The sequence below is a fragment of the Actinomadura gamaensis genome (assembly GCF_042652125.1).
GTDB lineage: Bacteria > Actinomycetota > Actinomycetes > Streptosporangiales > Streptosporangiaceae > Spirillospora > Spirillospora gamaensis.
The window spans coordinates 250,253-270,387 of the sequence record NZ_JBHSIT010000010.1; the positions used below are offsets into that span (position 1 = coordinate 250,253).

A 20,135-nucleotide genomic window follows, 5' to 3' on the forward strand; every position below is an offset into this window, starting at 1 on the left:
CCGCGAGCTACCAAGCGTACGCTTGTTTGCCGACGACCGGGAGGGACGGCGATGGTGGACGGCTTGCGGGAGTACCGGAACCTGATCGGCGGGGAGCTGCGCGCGGCGGCGGACGGGCGGACGCTCGACAGCGTGGACCCGGCGACCGGGGAGGTGTGGGCCCGGATCCCGCGCAGCGGGAGCGAGGACGCGGAGGCCGCCGTCGCCGCGGCGCGCGCGGCGTTCCCGAAATGGTCGGGGCTGCCCGCCGCGGGCCGGGCGCACTACCTGCGGAAGGTCGCCGGGGTGTTCGCCGAGCACGCGCGGGAGCTGGCCGAGCTGGAGACGCGCGACAACGGCCGGACGATCAACGAGACCGCCAGGCGCGACCTGCCCGGCATGGCGTACCTGTGGACGAACGCGGCGGCCGAGTGCGCCGCCGCCGTCGAGGGGCGCTCGGTCGACTTCGGGCCGGGCAGCCTCGGGCTGACGCGCCGCGAGCCGTACGGGGTGACGCTCGGGATCATCCCGTGGAACTCCCCCATCTCGACGTTCTCCGCCAAGGCGGCGTTCGCGCTGGCGGCCGGGAACACGGTGATCATCAAGCCCGCCGAGCAGGCCACGGTGTCGTCGCTGCGGCTGGCCGAGCTGCTCAAGGACGTGCTGCCCGCCGGAACGCTGAACGTGGTGTCCGGGCTCGGCGAGGAGATCGGCGACCCGCTCGTCCGGCACCGCGGGGTCAACAAGATCAGCCTGACCGGGTCGGTCGGCACCGCGCAGCTGATCACCAAGGCGTCGGCGGACGCGCTGAAGCCGCTCGCGCTCGAACTCGGCGGCAAGTCCCCCAACATCGTGTTCGCGGACGCCGACCTGGACAAGGCCGCCACCGGCGTCACGACGCAGGCGATCTTCACCGCGAACGCCGGGCAGATCTGCTACGGCGGCTCGCGCATCCTCGTCCAGCGGCCGGTGTACGCCGAGATGCTGCGCCGGATGAAGGAGATCGCGGCCACGATCAGGCTCGGCGACCCGATGTCCGCCGAGACGACCATGGGGCCGATCGTGTCGCGGGAGCAGTTCGAGCGCGTCACGTCCTACCTGGAGATCGGCCAGAAGGAGGGCGCGGAACTGGTGTTCGGCGGACGCTCCGGGCCCGAGGCGGTCGGGGACGAGCGGTTCGCGGGCGGCTACTGGGTCGAGCCGACGCTGTTCGCGACCGAGGACAACGGCCTGCGCATCTGCCAGGAGGAGATCTTCGGCCCGGTCGCCGTCGTGCTGCCCTTCGACACCGAGGACGAGGCCGTCGCGATCGCCAACGACTCGTCCTACGGGCTCGCGGCGGGCGTCTGGACGACCGACCTCGGCACCGCCCAGCGCATGTTCCGCCGCCTGGAGACCGGGACGGTCTGGGTGAACACCTTCCGCAAGGTCATGTTCCCCCTGGAGGGCGTCAAGGACAGCGGCTACGGCCACGACTCCGTCCTCGCCTACACCCGCGAGAAGGCCTGCCTGATCGAGACCTGATCCGCCCGCCCGCGCAGGATCCGCCCGCCCGCGGTATCCGCCCGCCCGCGCGGTGGACGGCCGCGTCCACCGCGCGGGCGCGCGCGCCGGGTCAGGCGAGGGTGACCAGGTCGGCGTAGTCGGGCGTCCAGAGGTCCTCGGTGGCGTCCGGGAGGACGAGGACGCGGTCGGGACGCAGGGCCTCGACCGCCGCCGGGTCGTGCGTGACCATGACGATCGCGCCCCGGTACCCGGCGACGGCGCGCAGGACCTCGGCGCGGGACTCCGGGTCCAGGTTGTTGGTCGGCTCGTCCAGCAGGAGCACGTTGGCGGACGAGGCGACCAGCCCCGCCAGCGCGAGCCGGGTCTTCTCGCCGCCCGACAGGACGCCCGCCGGTTTGTCCGTGTCGTCGCCGCTGAACAGGAACGAGCCGAGGATGCCGCGCGCCTCGGCGTCGCTCAGGTGCGGCGCGGCGGCGGCCAGGTTGGACGCGACCGAGAGCGCCGGGTCGAGCGTGTCGTGCTCCTGCGCGAAGTAGCCGAGCCGCAGGCCGTGACCGTGGACGACCCGTCCGGAGTCGGGGCGCTCCCGGCCCGCGAGGATCTTCAGCAGCGTCGTCTTCCCCGCCCCGTTCAGGCCGAGGACGACCAGCCTGCTCCCCCGGTCCACGGCGAGATCGACGCCGCTCAGCACGCGCAGGTCGCCGTAGGACCTGGTCAGGCTGATCGCGCCGAGCGGCGTCCGGCCGGAGGGGGCGGGCTCGGGCAGCCTGATCCGCGCGACCCTCTCGGCGCGCCGGGCGGGTTCGACGGCCGCGAGCATCCGGTCGGCGCGGCGGGCCATGTCCTTGGCGCGGGTCGCGGTGGACGAGCGGGCGCGCATCCGGTCGGCCTGCGCGTGCAGCGCGGCGGCCTTGCGCTCGGCGGCGGCGCGGAGCCGGGCGCGGCGGCGCTCCTCGGCGTCCGCGTCGGCGAGGTAGGTGTCCCAGCCGGTGTTGTGGACCTCCAGGGACGCGGCGTCCGGGTCGATCCGCCAGACGCGGTTCACGGTCGCCGCGAGCAGGCCGGTGTCGTGGCTGATCAGGACCAGGCCGCCCGCGTGGGACGCCAGGAACCCGCGCAGCCACGTCACCGAGTCGGCGTCCAGGTGGTTGGTCGGCTCGTCCAGCAGGAGGACGCCGTCCTCGCCGAACAGCACCCGCGCGAGCTCCACGCGGCGGCGCTGCCCGCCGGACAGGGTGCCGAGCGGCTGCGCGAGGAGCCGGTCGCCGATCCCGAGGCCCGCGGCGATGCGCGCCGCCTCGGCCTCGGCCGCGTACCCGCCGCGCGCGACGAACTCGGCCTCCGCCCGCGCGTACCGGTCGAGGGCCCCGGCGTCGCCGGACGCCATGGCGTCCTCGGCCGCGCGCAGCGCCCGGACGGCCTCGTCGAGCCGCCGCGCCGACAGGATGCGGCCGGTGACGGACTGCGCGGGATCGGCGGCGGCCGGGTCCTGCGGCAGGTAGCCGGCGGGACCGGTGCGGGTGATGGTCCCGGCGGCGGGGGCGGCGGCCCCGGCGAGGGCCCTGAGCAGGGTGGTCTTGCCGGCGCCGTTCCGGCCGACCAGGCCGATCCGGTCAGCGGCAGAGACGTGGGCGCTGACATCGGCGAGCAGCGTGCGCGCACCGGCGCGCAGCTCGACACCGCGAAGGGTGATCATGGGAAGGACGCTCCGAGACTGGCTGAGGACACACGTGTGGCGTGGAAGCGGTGTCGTCAGCTAGACAATGAGGCGCGTCGCCATGCCGATCACCTTACGCGGCGCCCCCTGACCTCGGGCAACTCCTTTTCCGCATGGTTCTCCCGGTCGGGCATGATCTTCAGGATGTCACGAGCCGGCGCCGAGGCGGGCGACGGTGCGGTCGAGCTCGGCGGCGATGACGGCGCCCGCCGCGGCGGGGTCGCGGTCGCGGATGGCGTCCACGAGGGCGCCGTGCGCCTCGCGGCCGTGGTCGGCGTCGGCGGTGCGGACGTCGATGAGCCGGACCAGGTCGAGCAGCCCCTCGCGCAGGACGGGGACGAACTGGTCGAACAGGTCGGTCAGCAGCGGGTTGTGGGCGGCGCGGACGGCGGTGCGGTGCAGGGCGATGTCGCTGTCGACGAGTTCCTCGTCGGGCGCGGACGCGACGGCGGCGTTGCGGGCGGCGAGCGCGGCGTCGAGATCGGCCAGGTCGCCGGCGGTGCGGCGGACGGCGGCCAGTTCGGCGGCGCGGACCTCGATCATCATGCGGATCTCGTAGACGTCGGCGACGGACGCGCGGCGCAGTCGGGCCGTCCAGTCCTCGTCGGGCTCGGTGGCGATGACGAAGACGCCCGCGCCCTGACGCGCGCGCACGAGGCCCGCCCCCGCGAGGGCGCGGATCGCCTCGCGGACGGTCGAGCGCCCCACGCCCAGCTCCTTGGCGAGCGTCGTCTCACCGGGGAGTTTCGTCCCGACCGGCCACTGCCCGTCCGCGATCTGTTCGCGCAGGTGAGCGGCCGCCTGTTCGACGAGCGGGCTGGGACGGAGCGGGCCGAGCGTCATCGGGAGGGCCACCTGTCAGGTTGTCTGAGGAGCTGAGGTGTGGTTAGCCTACCGGCATGCTCCCGCGGAAGCCGCTTCTTCTCGGCCGCCGCGGCGGGGCCTGACCGAGACCGGCGCCCCCGCCGCGGGGTTCCGCCGTGCCGGTCGTCTCGCAACGGCCCGAGGAAGCTTCGTGAACGTCCCCCTGAACTCCGAACCCGATGAGACCGTCTCGTCCGAGAACGTCGCGGGTGAGACATCTTCCGAAACGACGACCCGGTTCGCCTCGCTGCGCACGCCTGCCGGGGACGTCCCCGAGGGCGCGCCCGCCTGGAACCCGCAGCGGCGCAGCGCGATGCGATCGCACCGGTACCGGCCCGCGCACGAGCGCGTGGCGCTGCCCGAGCCCGCCGAGCGCCTCTGGCCCACCCGGCGCCTGGAGGCGGCGCCCCTGTGGGTGCCCGTCGACCTGCGGGACGGCAACCAGGCGCTCGCCGAGCCCATGGATCCGGGCCGCAAGCGGCGGTTCTTCGACCTCCTGGTGGCGATGGGCTTCAAGGAGATCGAGATCGGGTACCCGTCGGCCAGCGAGACCGACTTCGCGTTCGTCCGGCACCTGGTGGAGCACGACGCCGTGCCGGCCGACGTCACGCCCGTCGTGTTCACCCCGGCGCGGCGCGACCTGATCGAGCGGACCGTCGCGTCCATCGAGGGGATGCCGCGGGCGGTCGTCCACCTGTACACCGCGACCGCGCCCACCTGGCGGAACGTCGTGCTCGGCCGGGACCGGGGCGAGCTGCGCGCGCTCATCCTGGACGCCGCGGACCACCTGGCGCGCCTGGTCGGCGACCGGCCCGGCGTGCGGCTTCAGTTCTCCCCCGAGACGTTCAACCTGACCGAGATCGACTACGCGCTGGAGATCTGCGACGCGGTGTCCGAGCGCTGGGACGCCGCCCCGGAGCGCCCCGTCACGCTGAACCTGCCCGCGACCGTGGAGATCGCCACCCCGAACGTGTACGCCGACCAGATCGAGTACATGCACCTCAACCTGGCCCGGCGGGACGGGGTGATCCTGTCGGTCCACCCGCACAACGACCGCGGCACCGGCGTGGCGTGCGCGGAGCTGGCGATGCTGGCCGGGGCGCAGCGCGTCGAGGGCTGCCTGTTCGGCAACGGCGAGCGCACCGGCAACGTCGACCTCGTCACGCTCGCGCTGAACCTGCACGCGCAGGGCGTGGACCCGATGATCGACTTCTCCGACATCGACGAGATCCGCGCGACGGTCGAGCACTGCAACCGGATCCGCGTGCACGAGCGGCACCCGTACGGCGGCGACCTGGTCTACACGGCGTTCTCCGGCACCCACCAGGACGCGATCAAGAAGGGTTTCGAGCGCCGCGCGGCGGGCGCCGACCCCGAGCGCTGGGACGTCCCGTACCTGCCGATCGACCCGAAGGACGTGGGACGCGACTACGAGGCGGTCATCCGGGTCAACAGCCAGTCCGGGAAGGGCGGGATCGCCTACCTGCTGAAGGCCGACCACGGGCTCGACCTGCCGCGTCCGATGCAGGCGGAGTTCTCCCGGATCGTCCAGCGGCACACGGACGCGACCGGCGAGGAGGCCACGTCCAAGGACCTGTGGGAGCTGTTCCGCGCCGCCTACCTCGACCGGCACGAGGACGGCCCGGTCCGCCTCTCCGACTGGCGGACGGAGAGCACCGGCCCCGGCTTCCACGCCTTCACCTGCGCGATCGACGGCCGCGAGCACACCGGTTCCGGCCTCGGCCCCCTGGACGCGCTGGCCGCGGCGCTCTCCCGGGCGGGCGTCGAGCTGGACGTCCTGCACTACGTCGAGCACGCGGTCGAGCCCGGCCAGCGCGCGCACGCCGTCGCGTACGCGCAGGTCAAGGTGGGAGACGCGGTCTGCTGGGGGGCGGGCCGCGACACCTCGGTGCTGACGGCGTCCGTCCATGCCGTCCTCTCCGGCGTCAACCGCGCCCTCACCGCCCGAACCGCCGGAACCGCCCCATCCGCCTCATCCGCCCGAACCGCCGAGGGCACCGCCGAAGGCGCCACCCCCAACGGATGATCCAGACCTTCAAGATCCATGACAGTGAGTGAGAGGCTTCGCACCTTGGGTACGTAAAGGCATAACCCCCCGAAAAGTGCTGAGAACGGGGGGAATCGCATGGGGACGCCGACATACTCGGAGCGGCCGCGCACGATCCGCAGCCTGATCCCGGCGCGGATCGACCGGCTGCCGTGGTCGCCCTTCCACACCCGGATGGTGATCGCGCTCGGCACCGCCTGGGTGCTGGAGGGGCTGGAGATCACGGTCGCCAGCGCGGTGGCGGGCACGCTCAGCGAGTCCGCCGCGCTCGGCATGTCGTCCACCCAGGTGGGCGCGCTCGCCACGGTCTACCTGGTCGGCGAGGTGGTCGGGGCGCTGTTCTTCGGCAGCCTCGCCGACCGGATGGGCCGCCGGAAGCTGTTCATGGTGACGCTGGCGGTCTACCTGACGGGCAGCGGCCTGACCGCGCTGACGCTCGGCTCGAACATCGGCTGGCTGGCCTACATGTACGCCACGCGGTTCGTCGCGGGCATGGGCATCGGGGGCGAGTACTCCGCGATGCACTCGGCCATCGACGAGCTGATCCCGGCCCGGTACCGGGGCCGGGTGGACATCGGGATCAGCGGCACCTACTGGGGCGGAGCGATCCTCGGCACGCTCGGCACGCTGCTGTTCCTCAACGCGCTGCCGACCGACGTCGGCTGGCGGCTCGGGTTCCTGCTCGGCCCCGTGCTCGCGATCGTGATCCTGTTCGTCCGGCGGCACCTGCCGGAGAGCCCGCGGTGGCAGGTGATGCACGGGCGGGAGCGGGAGGCCGAGGCGTCCATCGCCTACATCGAGGGCGAGGTCCGGCAATCGGGACGGAAGCTGGCGAACGTGCCCGCCGACCGCGCGATCGAGATCCACCCGACCACGCACCACGGCTACCTGGCGCTGCTGAAGGTGCTGTTCTCGCAGTACCCGTCGCGGTCGGTGCTCGGCGCGAGCCTGATGATCACGCAGTCCTTCCTGTACAACGCGATCTTCTTCACCTACACGCTGGTGCTCACCAAGATCTACGGGGTCGCCGCGTCCGCCGCGCCGTGGTACCTGATCGCGTTCGCGATCGGGAACCTGACCGGCCCGCTGGTGCTCGGCCCGCTGTTCGACACGGTCGGCCGCAGGAAGATGATCTCGGGCACGTACCTGCTGTCCGGGCTGCTGCTGGCGGCCTCGGCGTGGCTGTTCTACATCGGCGTGCTGAACGCGACCACGCAGACGATCATGTGGTGCGTCATCTTCTTCTTCGCCTCGGCGGGCGCGAGCTCGGCCTACCTGACGGTGAGCGAGCTGTTCCCGGTGGAGGTGCGGGCGCAGGCGATCGCGGTGTTCTTCGCGATCGCGCAGAGCGTCGGCGCGCTCGGCCCGGTCCTGTACGGCGCGCTGATCGGGGACGGCACCAGCCGGGGGCGGCTGTTCGTCGGCTACCTCCTCGCCGCGCTGATCATGTGCACCGGCGCGTTCATCGAGCTGACGCTGGGCGTGGACGCCGAGGGCAGGTCGCTGGAGGACGTCACGACCCCGCTGTCCTCGGCGGGCCGGGCGGGAAAAGCGGTCTCCGAGTCACCCGGTCTGGCCGCGCACTCCGCCCACCCTCCCGCAGCCCGGCACATCGACGGCCGGCCCCCTGAGTATCCACGCCGCCCGCCCCGTCCGGTGCACGCCGGCCGGCTCGGCAGACCGGGCCGCCGCCACGGGCACCACTGACCGGACGGCACCGGCCCGGCGGCGCCGGCCCGCCGGCCCGCCGGCGCCGAGCGGCCGGCCCTGAGGCGAGGGCGCCGATTCGGCGGCACGCAAGGGCAACTAGTGCCCAAAACCCGCCGGAAGTCGTCGGACCGCGACGTTTACCGGCGCGTCCACCGCGAGGAACGTGTGGCACCGAAGAGATCACCGTTGATCACGGAGGTGCGGATTGGCCAGGCGGCCCCTCGCAAGGACGCGCCGGAGCGCGACGATCGCGGCGCTGACCGGCGCAGCCGTCGTCGCGGCGGGCGCGCTGCCCGCCGCGAACGCGGCGGACGCGGCGACGCGCACGACCACGCCGCGGATCGTGGTGAGGAACGGCGTGACGCAGCCGGTGTTCTCGTACAAGGACGCGATCCGCGAGCACGTGTACGTGCAGACGGGTCTCGACTCCGACCACGACGGCAGGCCCGACCGGGTGAACGTGGACATCGTCCGGCCGCGCGAGTCCGACCACGGGCTCAAGGTGCCGGTCATCATGGACGAGAGCCCCTACTACGACAACCTCGGGCGCGGCAACGAGGGTCAGAAGAAGAAGTACGACGCGAACGGGAACCCGATCTCCTTCCCGCTCTTCTACGACAACTACTTCGTGCCGCGCGGGTACGCGTTCCTCGCCGTGGACATGGTCGGGACGACCCGCTCGGACGGCTGCCCGACCAGCGGCGGCCCGACCGACGTCCTCGGCGGCAAGGCCGTCGTCGACTGGCTGAACGGCCGGGCGAAGGCGTTCACGGCCGACGGCAAGCCCGTCAAGGCGTCCTGGACGACGGGCCACACCGGCATGATCGGCAAGTCCTACGACGGGACGCTCGCCAACGGCGTGGCGGCGACCGGCGTGAAGGGCCTCGACACGATCGTCCCGATCTCGGCGATCAGCAGCTGGTACGACTACAGCCGGATGAACGGCACCAAGTACTGGACCGGCGAGCAGGACGGCCTGGCCCAGACCGTCGACACCGACCCGCCCGCCAAGTGCGCGGCCGTCCGCGACTACCTGGCGAAGGCGCAGGACGACGAGACCGGCAACTACAACGCGTACTGGAACACGACGAACTACCGGCACGGCTCGTTCGCGGACGTCCGGAACGTCCACGCCAGCGTGTTCGCGATCCACGGCGTGAACGACTTCAACGTGAAGGACAACCAGTTCGCCGAGTGGTGGCAGGGGCTGAAGAAGCAGGGCGTCGCCCGCAAGGTCTGGCTCCACCAGCGCGGCCACGTCGACCCGTTCGACATCCGCCGCCAGGACTGGGTGAACACGCTGCACAAGTGGTTCGACCACGAGCTGCAGAAGATCCCGAACGACGTGCTCAAGCAGCCGCGCGCGGACGTCGAGGTCGGCCCGGACCAGTGGATCACGCAGGCCGACTGGCCCGCGCCCGGCGCGCGGACCGTCCCGCTGCGTCCCGGCAAGGACGGCTCGCTCGGCCTGAAGCCGGCCAAGCCCGGCGGCACCGGCACCTTCACCGACCTGCCCGGCCCGGACAACGGCGGGTACACCGAGTCCGACCTGGCGTCCGACCCGACGACCGCCAAGCCGTACCGCCTGGCGTACGTGTCGGGTCCGGTGCCCAAGGCCGTCCGCATCTCGGGCACGCCGCAGGCGCGCCTCCGCGTCAAGACGGACAAGCCGACGTCCGACCTGACCGTCCTGCTGGTCGACTACGGCACCGACACGCGCGTCGACTACCTCGGCGCCGGCTCGGGCATCAAGACGCTCACCACCCGGAGCTGCTTCGGCGAGAGCACCGCCGACGACAGCGCCTGCTACCTCGACACGCGGACCACCACGGCCACCACCCCGCTGAACGTGGTCGCGCGCGGCTGGATGGACGCCTGGAACCGCACGTCGCTGAGCCACCCGACGCCGCTGACGTCCGGGAAGTACTACTCCATCGGCTGGAAGACGCTCAGCCAGGAGTACGTCCTCAAGCCGGGCCACCGCCTCGGCCTGGTCATCGCGGGCACCGACGTCGACAACACGACCGAGACGCCCACGGGCGCGAACGTGACCGTGGACCTCGCGGGCAGCTCCATCACCGTCCCGGTCGTCCTGGCCCCGAACGGCGTGACCTCGCAGCTCGCCCCCGCCCCGACGGCCCCCTGGCGCGGCCCGAAGGCGAACCTCCCCCACCAGGAGAAGAAGTTCTTCTGATCGGCTGACCGACTGACCCTTCTGCGTGCGAGGCCCCGGCGGACAACGCCGGGGCCTCCTCGCGTGGACGGGACGCAGGCGAACCGAACACCGAGCAAACCGGACACCGAGCAAACCGGACACAGGAGGCTAGATCTAGCTACATCCCGGCAATTCACTGGCCCGATGGGACTAGTGCCCGCCGCGGGTTCTGACCAGCCGGTAATCCCGCCACGCACGACAAATAGAACTAGTTACACATATTGCATAAACCGGGCGGGCATGTCATATCCGTAACGCGCGGACCGACTTCGCTTTCCAGATTGATCTGGCGGGCCTCGTACGGCATTATCAACTCCGTCGCTCCCAACGAGAGCGGCCTCCGCGGCCCCGACGTCGAAGGGCCGGCACTCCGGCCCCTGCTGCAACAGGCGCCGTCGAGGAGTGCCGACCCTCCACGCACCGCCGCGACTGGAGTCTTTTACGAGTACGTCACGGAGGCACGTTCGTGCGCGAGTGTACTAGTCACGTCCTCATGGTCACGGCCCACCCCTTCTCCGCCGGATCCGAAACGCTTTTCGGGATGCCCGACGCCCGCGCCGGCGCCCCGACGACGACGATCCTGGTCTGGACCGCCGCCGGCCCCGTCATCGTCTACCTGGGACTGATCTTCCTGATCGGACTGATCGCGTGGCGGACCCACGTCCGCGGCGATGTCGAGCGCAACCTGCGGATCCTGGAGATCCTGATCCGCGTGCTGCCGTGGCGCGGCGGCCTCGACCAGGCGAAGGCGCCCGTCCGCGCGAGAAGGGCCCGCACGCGGAAGGGGGCCCGCTGATGTCCGGCGGCGCGTTCCGGCCCGCCGAGGACCGGACCTGCCCGGAACGCGGGTGCGGCCACCCGTCGCGGTTCCGGGTCCAGGTCAGCACGGAGCCGGGCCTCGACGGCGCGGACTCCTGGACCTCGGGAAGTTGCGGAACCCATCTCGTCGACACCATCCAGCGGTTGACGAGCAGGGCACACGAACGGAGGCGCGAACCCGCCCATGTCACCGTGTACGCCACAGCGGAGGCGCATCCCTCCGGCGGCGACGGCCCTGACGCGCGAATCGACGAACTCGCGCTGGGCACCTTTTCCGTGCCCGGATGAATCGGACGGTCCGCACCGCCGGATTTCAAACGCGCCGGCGCTGACACCTTCCGGCCAGTGCGTCCCGCCTTCCCCACCCGTGTCCGCTTCCGATACTGGAGGCTCCATGAGTGGAGGAAGGCGGGACGTCATGCGATTCCAGCTGGGGCTGTTCTCTCCCAACACCGAGTCCGGGCTTGCCATCACCACCGTTCCCGAACGGTGGCACGCGACCTGGGACAACAATCTGCGTCTCGCGACCCTCGCCGACCGGGCGGGACTCGATTTCCTCCTTCCCGTCGCGCGCTGGACCGACTGGGGATCGGAAACGGCTTTTCACCGCAGCGTCCTGGACCCGCTGGTGTGGGCTTCAGGGTTGCTCGCCGGCACGAAGCGAATCCGGGTTTTCAGCACGGTCCACACCGCTTTCCACCACCCGGTCGTCGCGGCCAAGCAGCTGGCCACGCTCGACCAGCTCGGAAAGGGACGCGCCGGGCTGAACATCGTCGCCGGCTGGCACGCCCCCGAATACGAGATGTTCGGCCTCACCCTCCCCGCCGACCACGACACGCGGTACGCCTACGCGCAGGAATGGTGGGAGATCGTCCAGCGCATCTGGACGAGCGAGGAGCCGTTCGACCACGACGGCCGCTTCTTCCGGCTCCGCGGCGTGGTCGGCGCGCCCAAGCCGCACGACGGACGGCGGGTCCTCACGATGAACGCCGGGTCGTCCCCGCAGGGACGGTCGTTCGCCGCGCGCAACGCCGACCACGCGTTCACCGTCGTCGGCGGACCGGAGGACGGCGCGGACGTCGTCAAGGCCATCAAGGCCGACGCCGCCTCCCTCGGACGGTCCGTGGGCGTCTTCACCCTCGGGCACGTGGTGTGCCGTCCCACGCGCGCGGAGGCCGAGGACCGGCTGGCCTACTACGCCGACGAGAACGCCGACTGGCCCGCCGTGGACGAGGTGATGCGCCTTCAGGGGCTGCACGCCCGGTCCTTCACGCCCGAGATGCTCGCCACCTACCGCAGCCGGTTCGCCGCGGGCCACGGCAGCTGCCCGCTGGTGGGCGACCCGGACGACGTCGCCGCGGCCCTCGCGGAGTTCGCCGCCGCCGGATTCGACGGGATCGCCCTGTCCTTCCTCGACTACGCCGACGAGCTCGGCTACTTCGCCGCCGAGGTGCTGCCGCGCCTGGCCGACCTCGGCGTCCGTCCGTCCGCCGCCGCGTCCAGCCCCGGGAGCGACCCGACATGAGCCCGACCGCCGCCGCCCCTCCCTCGCCGTCCGGTCCCCAGCCGTACAGTCCCCCGCTGTCGCGCTACCGGCGCGTCGTGAGTTCCAGCGCCGAGGTCCTGCACGACCGGGTCGAGCCGTACGCCGTCGGCCACGACCTCCAGCTCAGGGAGCCCGGAGCGCCCCTGGACGGGATGGTCAACGCCGTCGGCGTCGGCGAGGTCAACCTCGTGTGGGTCCGCTACGGCGGCGGCGGGGTGATCGTCGACACCCCGCCCGTCGAGGCCGAGTTCGCGATGTGCGCCCCGCAGGCCCCGATGGACGTGGAGTACCGCCGGTCCGGCCGGAAGGAGACCGCCGACGGGCTCCTCGTCCTGTCCCGGGACGAGGGCATGCGGATGAGCCCGCACCCGTGGCGGGGCTGCCTCGTCATGGCCACCAGCACCGCCCGGCTCACCCGGCACCTGGCCGCCTTCCTCGGCCGTCCCGACCAGCCCGCCCTGGAGATCCACCCGGACGACGGCGAGCCGGTCATGCCGGCGCCGCTCGTCGCGCGGACGTGGCGGCACGTCTGCCACATCCTGGACGAGATCGCCGCCGCCGGGCCGCCGCATCCGCTGCTGGCCCGCGCGCTGGAGGAGTCGCTGCTCAACGCCGTCCTGCTCGGCCTGCCGCACGGCGCGACGGGCGCCCTGGCGCAGCCCCCGCGCGGACGCCGCCGCCACCACCTCGCCGCCTTCATCGAGGACTGGGTGCGGGCGCACCACCGCGAGCCGATCGGCGTGACCGACATCGCCGCCGCGGCGGGCATCGGGGTCCGCCAGCTCCAGGCCGTCTGCCGCGCCGAGTGGGGCGTCACGCCGGTCCAGTTCCTGCGGGACGTCCGGCTCGACCACGCGCGCGCCGCGCTCCTCGCCGCCGAGCCCAAGCCCGGCGTCGTCGCGGCGGTCGCGACGTCGGCCGGCTACCTGCACAAGAGCCGCTTCGCGACCCACTACAAGGAACGGTTCGGGGAGTCGCCGTCCGAGACGCTCCGGAAGCGCTAGGGACGCATGGCGTGTTCGAGGGCGGCCAGGCCGGCCCGCCAGGGGAAGCGGTCGGGCGGCAGGAGGTTCGGGCGGCCCCGGTCGTCCTCCGTGCCGTCGCCCAGCAGGACGGTCACGTTGAAGGATTCGAGCGCTCGCAGGGAGCGGTTGAAGACCGGATGCGCCATGTGCGCGTGGTTGCTGTAGGGCATCGCCACCGTGGGGATGTTCAGGCCGTAGCCCTCGATCAGGTAGCCGAGCGGGACGGTGTCGCCGATGCCCGCGGCCCACTTGTTCACGGACGTGACGGTGATGGGCGCCGCGAGGAAGGCGTCGGCGCTCGGGAAGGCGTCGGGTTCGTCCGGCTGCTTGTACTCCGACCGGACGGGGAACCCGGTCATGGCCTCGACGCGCTCGACGTCCACGAACTCGCGTCCCTTGGGGCTGGTCATCACGCACACCGTCCAGCCCGCGTCCTGCGCGGCCCGCACCCCCTCGGGCGCGTACCGCGAGCCGGGCGAACCGAAGCACATCAGATACAGGACCCGCTGTCGATCACTCACCCGCCCATTCTCCGCCGCCGCGCCCCGCGCCCCGCGGGCCGGGGCCCGGATGCGGCCCTTCCGGACATCTGGCGTGTTCTCCCCGGCCTCCGGACGGCGCGCGGGTACGTTGCCAGGGCGTGTCCAGCGTCCGCCGACGGAGGAGACTCCCATGCGCAAGGTCACTGCCGGACTGATGACGACCCTGGACGGCGTGACGGACGCACCGTCGGAGTGGTCCGGCCCCTACTTCGTGCCCGAGATGGGCGCGGTGATGGCCGAGGGGATCGCGGAGGCCGACGCCGTCCTGCTCGGCCGCCGCACCTACCTGGAGTTCGCCGAGCTGTGGCCGCCGCAGGGCGACGGCAACCCGATGGCGGCGTTCCTCAACCGCACGCCGAAGTACGTGGCGTCCTCGACGCTCGACACGGTCGAGTGGAGCGGGTCCGAGCTGGTCGGCGGGGACGTGGTCGAGGCCGTGCGGGAGCTGAAGGCGCGTCCGGGGAGGAACATCCAGGTGCCCGGCAGCCCCCGGCTCGTCCGGTCGCTGCTGGCCGCCGGGGTGCTGGACGAGCTGTCGCTGATGATCTTCCCGGTCGTCCGGGGGCACGGGGCGCGGCTGTTCGACGGCGTCCCCGGCGGGATGGCGCTGGAGCTGACCGGCTCGGGCGCCTACAGCTCCGGCGTCCTCGGCGCGCGGTACCGCCCCGCCCGGTAGCCGACCGTCCCGCGGCGTGCCGACCGTCCCGCGGCGTGCCGTCCGTACCGTCGCGCCGGGTGACCGCTCACCCGGCTTCTCCGGGCAGTGCGGCGGCGCGGCGGCCCCGCCGGTCACGGAAGGACGATCTGCCGGACGGCGTCCCCCGCAGCCAGCGCCTCCAAGGCCCCGTTGATGTCGGCCAGCGGGAGCGAACCGCTGTGCAGGAGGTCCACCGGCATCCGTCCCGCGCGCCACAGGTCGATGAAGCGCGGGATGTCGCGGCGCGGGACGGCGTCGCCCATGTACGAGCCGAGCAGCGACTTGCCCTCCCCCGCGAACGCGAGCGCCTGGACGGCGTCCAGGGTGCGGTCGGGCGCGGGCAGGCCGACCGAGACGACCCTGCCGCCCCGGTCCACGGCGCGCAGGGCGTCCGCCATGACCCGCGCGCTGCCGACGGCCTCGACCGCGACGTCCGCGCCGCCGCCGGTGAGGTCGCGGACCGCGGCCTCCGCCTCGTCCGGGGCGTAGGCGTGGTGCGCGCCGAGCTTCAGCGCCAGCTCGCGCTTGGCGGGCACCGGGTCCACGGCGATGATCGGGAACGCGCCGGCCGCGACCGCGCCGAGCACGGCCGAGAGGCCCACGCCGCCGAGGCCGTAGACCGCCGCGGACTGGCCGGGCCGGACGGCCGCGGTGTTCACGACCGCGCCCGCCCCGGTGAGGACGGCGCAGCCGAACAGCGCCGCCACCTCGAACGGCACGTCGTCCGGGATCGGCACGGCCGACTCCTCCGCGACGACGGCGTGCTGCGCGAACGCCGAGACGCCCAGGTGATGGTGGACGAGGCCGCCCGACGCGTCCCGCAGCAGGGACGGCCCGTGCAGCAGCCCGCCCGAGCCGTTCGCCGCCGCCGCGCTCGCGCACAGCGCCGGACGCCCCTCGTCGCAGCGCTTGCAGCGTCCGCAGCTCGGCACGAACACCAGGCAGACGTGCTGCCCCTCGGTCAGCCCGCGCACGCCCGGCCCGACGCGCTCGACCACGCCGACCGCCTCGTGCCCGAGCGCCATCGGCAGTGGACGCACGCGGTCGCCGTTCACGACCGAGAGGTCGGAGTGGCAGAGCCCGGCCGCCGCGATCCGCACGAGCACCTCTCCCCCGCGCGGCTCCCCGACCTCGATCTCCTCGATCCCCAGCGGGGCGCTCCCGGAGTAAGGGCGCGGACGCGAAACCTCCCGCAGGACCGCGGCCTTCGTCCTCATCGGCCCTCCTCGCGCGGGGCCAGGCGGTGGACCTCGCGGCTTTCGAGCCGCGGGGCGACCTGGTCCAGGACGATGCGCTTGAAGTGCTCGGAGTCGCAGTGGGCCTGGAAGGCGTCCTCGGACTCGTACTCCTCGTAGAGGACGATGAGGTCCGGTTCCTGGGTGCCGGTGTGGACGCGGTAGGCGAGGTTGCCGGGTTCCTTCCGGGACTCGCGGGCCATCTCGTCCAGCAGCGGGAGCAGGGCGTCCCGCTCTCCGGGGCCGGTGCGGTAGCGGGCGACGACGACGAAGGTCATGGGGAGGCTTTCTCGGTAGGAGCGACAGCGGCCGCGAGCCGGTCGCGGCGCAGCTGCCAGAGGCGGGGATCGGAGGTCGCCACGGCCGCCGCGCCGAGCGCGAGCGCGGCGGCGGCGTCGCGCTCGGTCTCCACGAAGCCGGCCGCGACGTACGGGCTGAGCAGGCGCTTGGCCTCCGGGTCGAGCCGCGCCGCGATCGGCGCGGGCATGACCTCGACCAGGTCCGGCTTGCCGCGGGCGACCGCGTCGAGGCTGCGCCGCAGGTTGGACCGGTCGGTGACGAAGACCTTCATCATCGTGAACAGGTCCAGCGAGTGGCCCTTCTCGACCAGCGAGAGGCGGGTGCTGACCGCGCCCTGCGCGCCGTTGTCGCGCAGGAACTCCAGGGCGCCCCGGTCCTGGGCGAGACCGGGGCAGCTGTCCACGTTGACGAAGACGGTCTTGTCCGCGCCGCGCAGCGTGGCGAGCACCCCGCCGAGCTGCCCGACCGGGACGGACGCGAGGATGCACACGCGCGCGGGGGCGTCCAGGAAGCCGCGCACCCGCTGGGTGCCGACGACGGACGCGATCACCGGCACCTCGTGCAGGGCCGCGGCGAGCCGGGGCAGCGTCCGGGCGACGACGGACGAGGCGGCCGGCCTGCTGGAGTTCATGATCTGCCCCCGTGGCGGATATCGGTCAGCACATCAGCTCAGCGGTGAGGTGCCGAAACGGCTGGGAAGTCCCAGCTTGCCAGGGTTGAGGATCCCGGCCGGGTCCAGGGCGGCCTTGACCGCGGTGAACGTCGCGAAACCCGCGCCCAGGGCGTCCGCCAGGTAGGGGCCGCGGAGCAGCCCGCAGCCGTGGTGGTGGCTGATCGCGCTGCCGTGCCGGATCAGCACCTCGTTGGCGGCGTCCCAGACCGCGCGGTACCAGTCGCGGCGCTTGTCCGGGTCCACGTCGCCGCGCAGCGAGAAGTACACGCACGCGCCGTCGGTGTAGGCGTGGGACTGGTGCGCGGACGCGGCGAGCGTGCCCGGAACGCCCTGGATCGCGGCCACCACGTCGTCGTAGACGGCCGGGAGGGCCGTCCAGGACGCGGCCATCTCCAGCGTGTCGGCGACGAAGCCCGGCCCGGGCGTGAAGCCGTCGGCGGACTTGCCGACCAGCATCCGCTCGTCCAGCCAGCGCTCGAACACGGCCTTGCCGTCCAGCTCGGCGCCGCCGGTGTCCCGGCAGACCTCGGCGCTGATCCGGAGCCCGGCGTCGATCAGCTCGGGGTCGCCCTCGTCCGCGATGAGCAGCAGGTTCGTGTCCGGGTGGCCGAAGTGGACGCCGCTCTCCAGCCTGTCGTAGAGCCGCAGGACGGCCGGGGTCGCGCCGCGCTGGAGGATCTTGCGGCAGGCGTCCAGGCCTTCGGCGAACGTCGCGAACCCGTAGGCGACCGCGTTCGCGTACTCGGGCAGCGGGTGGACGCGCAGCCGCGCCGACACGATCACGCCGAGCGTGCCCTCGGAGCCGATGAACAGCTGCCGCAGGTCCGGGCCGGTCGCGGCGCGCGGGTAGTCGCCGTAGGTGGCGCGGGTGCCGTCGGCGTGCACGACGTCCACGCCGACGACCATGTCCTCGATCTTGCCGTAGCGGGTGGAGAGCTGGCCCGCGCCCCGGCAGGCGATCCAGCCGCCGACCGTGGAGATCGCGAACGCGGACGGCCAGTGCCCCGTGGTCGCCCCGAACTCCTCCTGCAACTGCTTCTCGAACAGGTCGCCGAACATGCCGGCCTCGACCTCGACGATCATCGACTCCCGGTCGAAGCCGGTGATCCGGTTGAGGCCGCACAGGTCCAGCACGACGCCGCCGAAGACGGGCAGGGCCGCGCCGGTGACGTTGCTGCGTCCGGCGGACGGCGTGACCGGGATGCCGTGCTCGTGGCAGATCCGCAGGACGGCCGCGACCTGGTCCGCGTCGGCGGCCTCCACGATCACCGCGTCCGGGGTCGCGGGGCGGCCCTCGGTCTCGCCGATCATGGATCCGGCCCACCAGTCGCGGGTGCGGCGCACGACCTCGTCCCGCGCGGTGTGCACGCACTCGGCCGCGCCGCGCAGCTCGGCCAGCACGTCCTCGGGGACGGTCACGACCTCGCCCTGGAGCGCCGCCGGGCCGTCGCCGACCTCGGTGTTCCGCGCCCACCTGGACGGGCTCGGCGCGCCCACCACGTAGTCGCCGCGGTTGAACGGGTGGGTGATGGTCTGACGGCTGATCATGCTGCGACTCCTTCGAGGAGGACGGACTTCTCGTGGGCGACGGCGGCGCGGTACTCCGCCACCTGCGCGTCGATCTGCTGCGGGGTGAGGCCGAGCTCGGCGCCGAGCAGCTCGCCGACGACCGGCGCGGCCTCGGCGGAGGCGTCCCGGCCGAACAGGCGGGCGCGGGTGCGGCGGGACAGGACGTCGTCCACCGACCGGGCCAGCTCGCAGCGGGCCGCGTACACGACCTCGGCCTTCGTGTAGGGCATGCCGGGGACGACCGGCTCGGCGAGCGCGGCGTCGTCGGCGATCAGGTCGTGCACGAACCGCGCCTCGGTGCCGTACCGCTCGCCGAGGTGCGCGGCGATCCCGCCGGACGCGGCGACCGCCTCGGCGTCGTAGCCCGCGCCGCCGAGCAGCGGCAGGTTCACGGTGCGGCTGCGGCCCTTGCGGCCGAGCACCTCCATGACCCGGTCCACGACGAGCTCGCCCATGTGGCGGCTGGTGGTGAGCTTGCCGCCGGTGACGGTGACCATGCCGCCCGCGCCGACCGTGATCCGGTGGTCGCGGCTCATGTCGAGGGTCGCGCCCTCCTTGCCGCCGACCAGCGGGCGGAGGCCGCCGATGCTGCCGACCACGTCGTCCGGGGTGAGCCGGACGTCGAAGGCGGTGTTCGCGCCGTCCAGGAGGAAGTCCATCTCCTCCCGGGTGCACAGGACGTCCTCGACCGAGCCCTTGTAGTCGTTGTCGGTCGTGCCGAGGACGACGGAGTCGCCCCAGCGGGTGCAGGTGGCGCGGCGCGCGCGGCCCGGGATCGGCACGGTCACCGTGCAGTCGATGCGCAGCTTCGACCACGGCACCACGATGTGGACGCCCTTGGCGGGCCGGACCTGCGGCGCGTGCCCGGACTCGGCCATCGCGTCGAGGGTGTCGCTCCACACGCCGGTCGCGTTCACGACCGCCGAGGCGCGGATGTCGAACTCCTCGCCGTCCGCGGCGACGCGCGCGCCGGTCACCCGCCCGGACGCGTCGGTCGTGATCCGCTCGACCTTCGTGCCGTTCAGCACGGTCGCGCCGAGCGCGGCGGCCGTCCGGACGATCGTCAGCGTCAGCCGGGCGTCGTCGGCGCGGCTGTCGAAGTACATCAGGCCACCGGTCAGGTGGTCGGCGCGCAGCGTCGGCGCGTGCGCGAGCACCTCGTTCACGGTCAGCCGCTGGTGCAGCCTCCCGATCCGCCAGCCGCCGAGCAGGTCGTAGGTCCACAGCAGGCCCTCGAACGCCTTGGCCAGCCGCGGGTCGAACACGCCGTCCTGCTTGAGCAGCGGGAACAGGAACGGCAGCCGGTGCACCAGGTGCGGCGCGTTCTTCCGGAACCGCTGCCGCTCCAGCAGCGAGTGCCGGACGAGCCCCAGGTTGCCCTGCTCGATGTAGCGCAGGCCGCCGTGCACCATCTTCGACGACTTGGACGAGGTGCCGGACGCGAAGTCGTCCTTCTCGACCAGCGCGACCCGCAGCCCGCGCGACACCGCGTCCAGCGCGGTGTAGGCGCCGGTCACGCCGCCGCCGACGACCAGCAGGTCGAAGCGTTCGTCGGCCAGCCGGCGCAGCGCGGACGCGCGGTCCAGCGCCAGCGGGCGGGCGCGGGTGGCCGCCGCCTTCCGGCTCGGCCTGCGGGCGGGCATGGTGATCACATTGACTCCTGGTGGTTC

At 72.9% G+C, this 20,135-nt stretch carries 17 protein-coding genes; 9 read left to right on the forward strand and 8 right to left on the reverse strand.

The features are described 5' to 3' along the window. Window positions 1-51 precede the first annotated feature (51 nt). Complete coding sequence (locus ACFPCY_RS31385; protein WP_378261163.1) at window positions 52-1,503, forward strand: aldehyde dehydrogenase family protein; 1,452 nt, start codon at window positions 52-54, stop codon at window positions 1,501-1,503. A 91-nt stretch (window positions 1,504-1,594) separates the two neighbouring features. Here the strand turns inward: ACFPCY_RS31385 and ACFPCY_RS31390 are convergent, their stop codons facing one another. Together ACFPCY_RS31390 and ACFPCY_RS31395 are read right to left on the reverse strand one after the other, a co-directional pair. Then, entirely contained in the window at window positions 1,595-3,181 is a 1,587-nt protein-coding gene (locus ACFPCY_RS31390; protein WP_378261165.1) for an ABC-F family ATP-binding cassette domain-containing protein, read from the reverse strand. A gap of 168 nt (window positions 3,182-3,349) precedes the next feature. Continuing rightward, entirely contained in the window at window positions 3,350-4,057 is a 708-nt protein-coding gene (locus tag ACFPCY_RS31395) for a FadR/GntR family transcriptional regulator (RefSeq protein WP_378261167.1), read from the reverse strand. Window positions 4,058-4,379: 322 nt separating this feature from the next. Between ACFPCY_RS31395 and leuA the strand changes: the two genes are divergently transcribed. The 7 genes from leuA (at window position 4,380) to ACFPCY_RS31430 (ending at window position 13,428) form a co-directional block, all read left to right on the forward strand. Next, window positions 4,380-6,113: a 2-isopropylmalate synthase gene (gene leuA, locus ACFPCY_RS31400; RefSeq protein ID WP_378261465.1), complete on the forward strand. Its 1,734-nt coding sequence runs from the start codon at window positions 4,380-4,382 to the stop codon at window positions 6,111-6,113. A gap of 99 nt (window positions 6,114-6,212) precedes the next feature. After that, entirely contained in the window at window positions 6,213-7,841 is a 1,629-nt protein-coding gene (locus ACFPCY_RS31405) for an MFS transporter (RefSeq protein ID WP_378261169.1), read from the forward strand. Window positions 7,842-8,049: 208 nt separating this feature from the next. Further along, entirely contained in the window at window positions 8,050-10,038 is a 1,989-nt protein-coding gene (locus ACFPCY_RS31410; RefSeq protein WP_378261171.1) for a Xaa-Pro dipeptidyl-peptidase, read from the forward strand. Between the two features lie 562 nt (window positions 10,039-10,600). After that, window positions 10,601-10,855 carry a hypothetical protein gene (locus tag ACFPCY_RS31415; RefSeq protein ID WP_378261173.1) on the forward strand — a complete coding sequence of 85 codons (255 nt, stop codon included), beginning with the start codon at window positions 10,601-10,603 and terminating at the stop codon, window positions 10,853-10,855. Further along, window positions 10,855-11,166, forward strand: a complete 312-nt coding sequence (locus ACFPCY_RS31420) for a hypothetical protein (RefSeq protein ID WP_378261175.1) — start codon at window positions 10,855-10,857, stop codon at window positions 11,164-11,166. The genes ACFPCY_RS31415 and ACFPCY_RS31420 overlap by 1 nt, the downstream gene beginning before the upstream one ends. 130 nt (window positions 11,167-11,296) lie before the next feature. Then, complete coding sequence (locus tag ACFPCY_RS31425) at window positions 11,297-12,403, forward strand: LLM class flavin-dependent oxidoreductase (RefSeq protein WP_378261177.1); 1,107 nt, start codon at window positions 11,297-11,299, stop codon at window positions 12,401-12,403. Next, on the forward strand, window positions 12,400-13,428 hold the full coding sequence (locus tag ACFPCY_RS31430; protein WP_378261179.1) for an AraC family transcriptional regulator: 1,029 nt from the start codon (window positions 12,400-12,402) through the stop codon (window positions 13,426-13,428). Before ACFPCY_RS31425 ends, ACFPCY_RS31430 begins: the two co-directional genes overlap by 4 nt. On the opposite strand, the gene ACFPCY_RS31435 is transcribed toward ACFPCY_RS31430, so the two are convergent. After that, window positions 13,425-13,970, reverse strand: coding sequence for a flavoprotein (locus ACFPCY_RS31435; protein WP_378261181.1), 546 nt, complete (start codon window positions 13,968-13,970; stop codon window positions 13,425-13,427). The two genes, ACFPCY_RS31430 and ACFPCY_RS31435, sit on opposite strands and share 4 nt — an antisense overlap. Before the next feature lie 151 nt (window positions 13,971-14,121). On the opposite strand from ACFPCY_RS31435, the gene ACFPCY_RS31440 reads away from it, so the two are divergent. Continuing rightward, window positions 14,122-14,667 (forward strand): dihydrofolate reductase family protein, encoded by a 546-nt coding sequence (locus tag ACFPCY_RS31440; protein ID WP_378261183.1) that lies wholly within the window; start codon window positions 14,122-14,124, stop codon window positions 14,665-14,667. A 113-nt stretch (window positions 14,668-14,780) separates the two neighbouring features. Here the strand turns inward: ACFPCY_RS31440 and ACFPCY_RS31445 are convergent, their stop codons facing one another. The 5 genes from ACFPCY_RS31445 to ACFPCY_RS31465 are packed head-to-tail and all read right to left on the reverse strand — an operon-like array spanning window position 14,781 to window position 20,108. Continuing rightward, entirely contained in the window at window positions 14,781-15,905 is a 1,125-nt protein-coding gene (locus ACFPCY_RS31445) for a zinc-binding dehydrogenase (RefSeq protein ID WP_378261185.1), read from the reverse strand. Continuing rightward, complete coding sequence (locus ACFPCY_RS31450; RefSeq protein WP_378261187.1) at window positions 15,902-16,201, reverse strand: putative quinol monooxygenase; 300 nt, start codon at window positions 16,199-16,201, stop codon at window positions 15,902-15,904. Before ACFPCY_RS31450 ends, ACFPCY_RS31445 begins: the two co-directional genes overlap by 4 nt. Then, on the reverse strand, window positions 16,198-16,854 hold the full coding sequence (locus ACFPCY_RS31455; RefSeq protein WP_378261189.1) for a glycerol-3-phosphate responsive antiterminator: 657 nt from the start codon (window positions 16,852-16,854) through the stop codon (window positions 16,198-16,200). Before ACFPCY_RS31455 ends, ACFPCY_RS31450 begins: the two co-directional genes overlap by 4 nt. A 33-nt stretch (window positions 16,855-16,887) precedes the next feature. Further along, window positions 16,888-18,444, reverse strand: a complete 1,557-nt coding sequence (locus ACFPCY_RS31460; RefSeq protein WP_378261191.1) for an FAD-binding oxidoreductase — start codon at window positions 18,442-18,444, stop codon at window positions 16,888-16,890. Beyond that, window positions 18,441-20,108: a glycerol-3-phosphate dehydrogenase/oxidase gene (locus tag ACFPCY_RS31465; protein ID WP_378261466.1), complete on the reverse strand. Its 1,668-nt coding sequence runs from the start codon at window positions 20,106-20,108 to the stop codon at window positions 18,441-18,443. Before ACFPCY_RS31465 ends, ACFPCY_RS31460 begins: the two co-directional genes overlap by 4 nt. Between the last annotated feature and the right edge of the window lie 27 nt (window positions 20,109-20,135).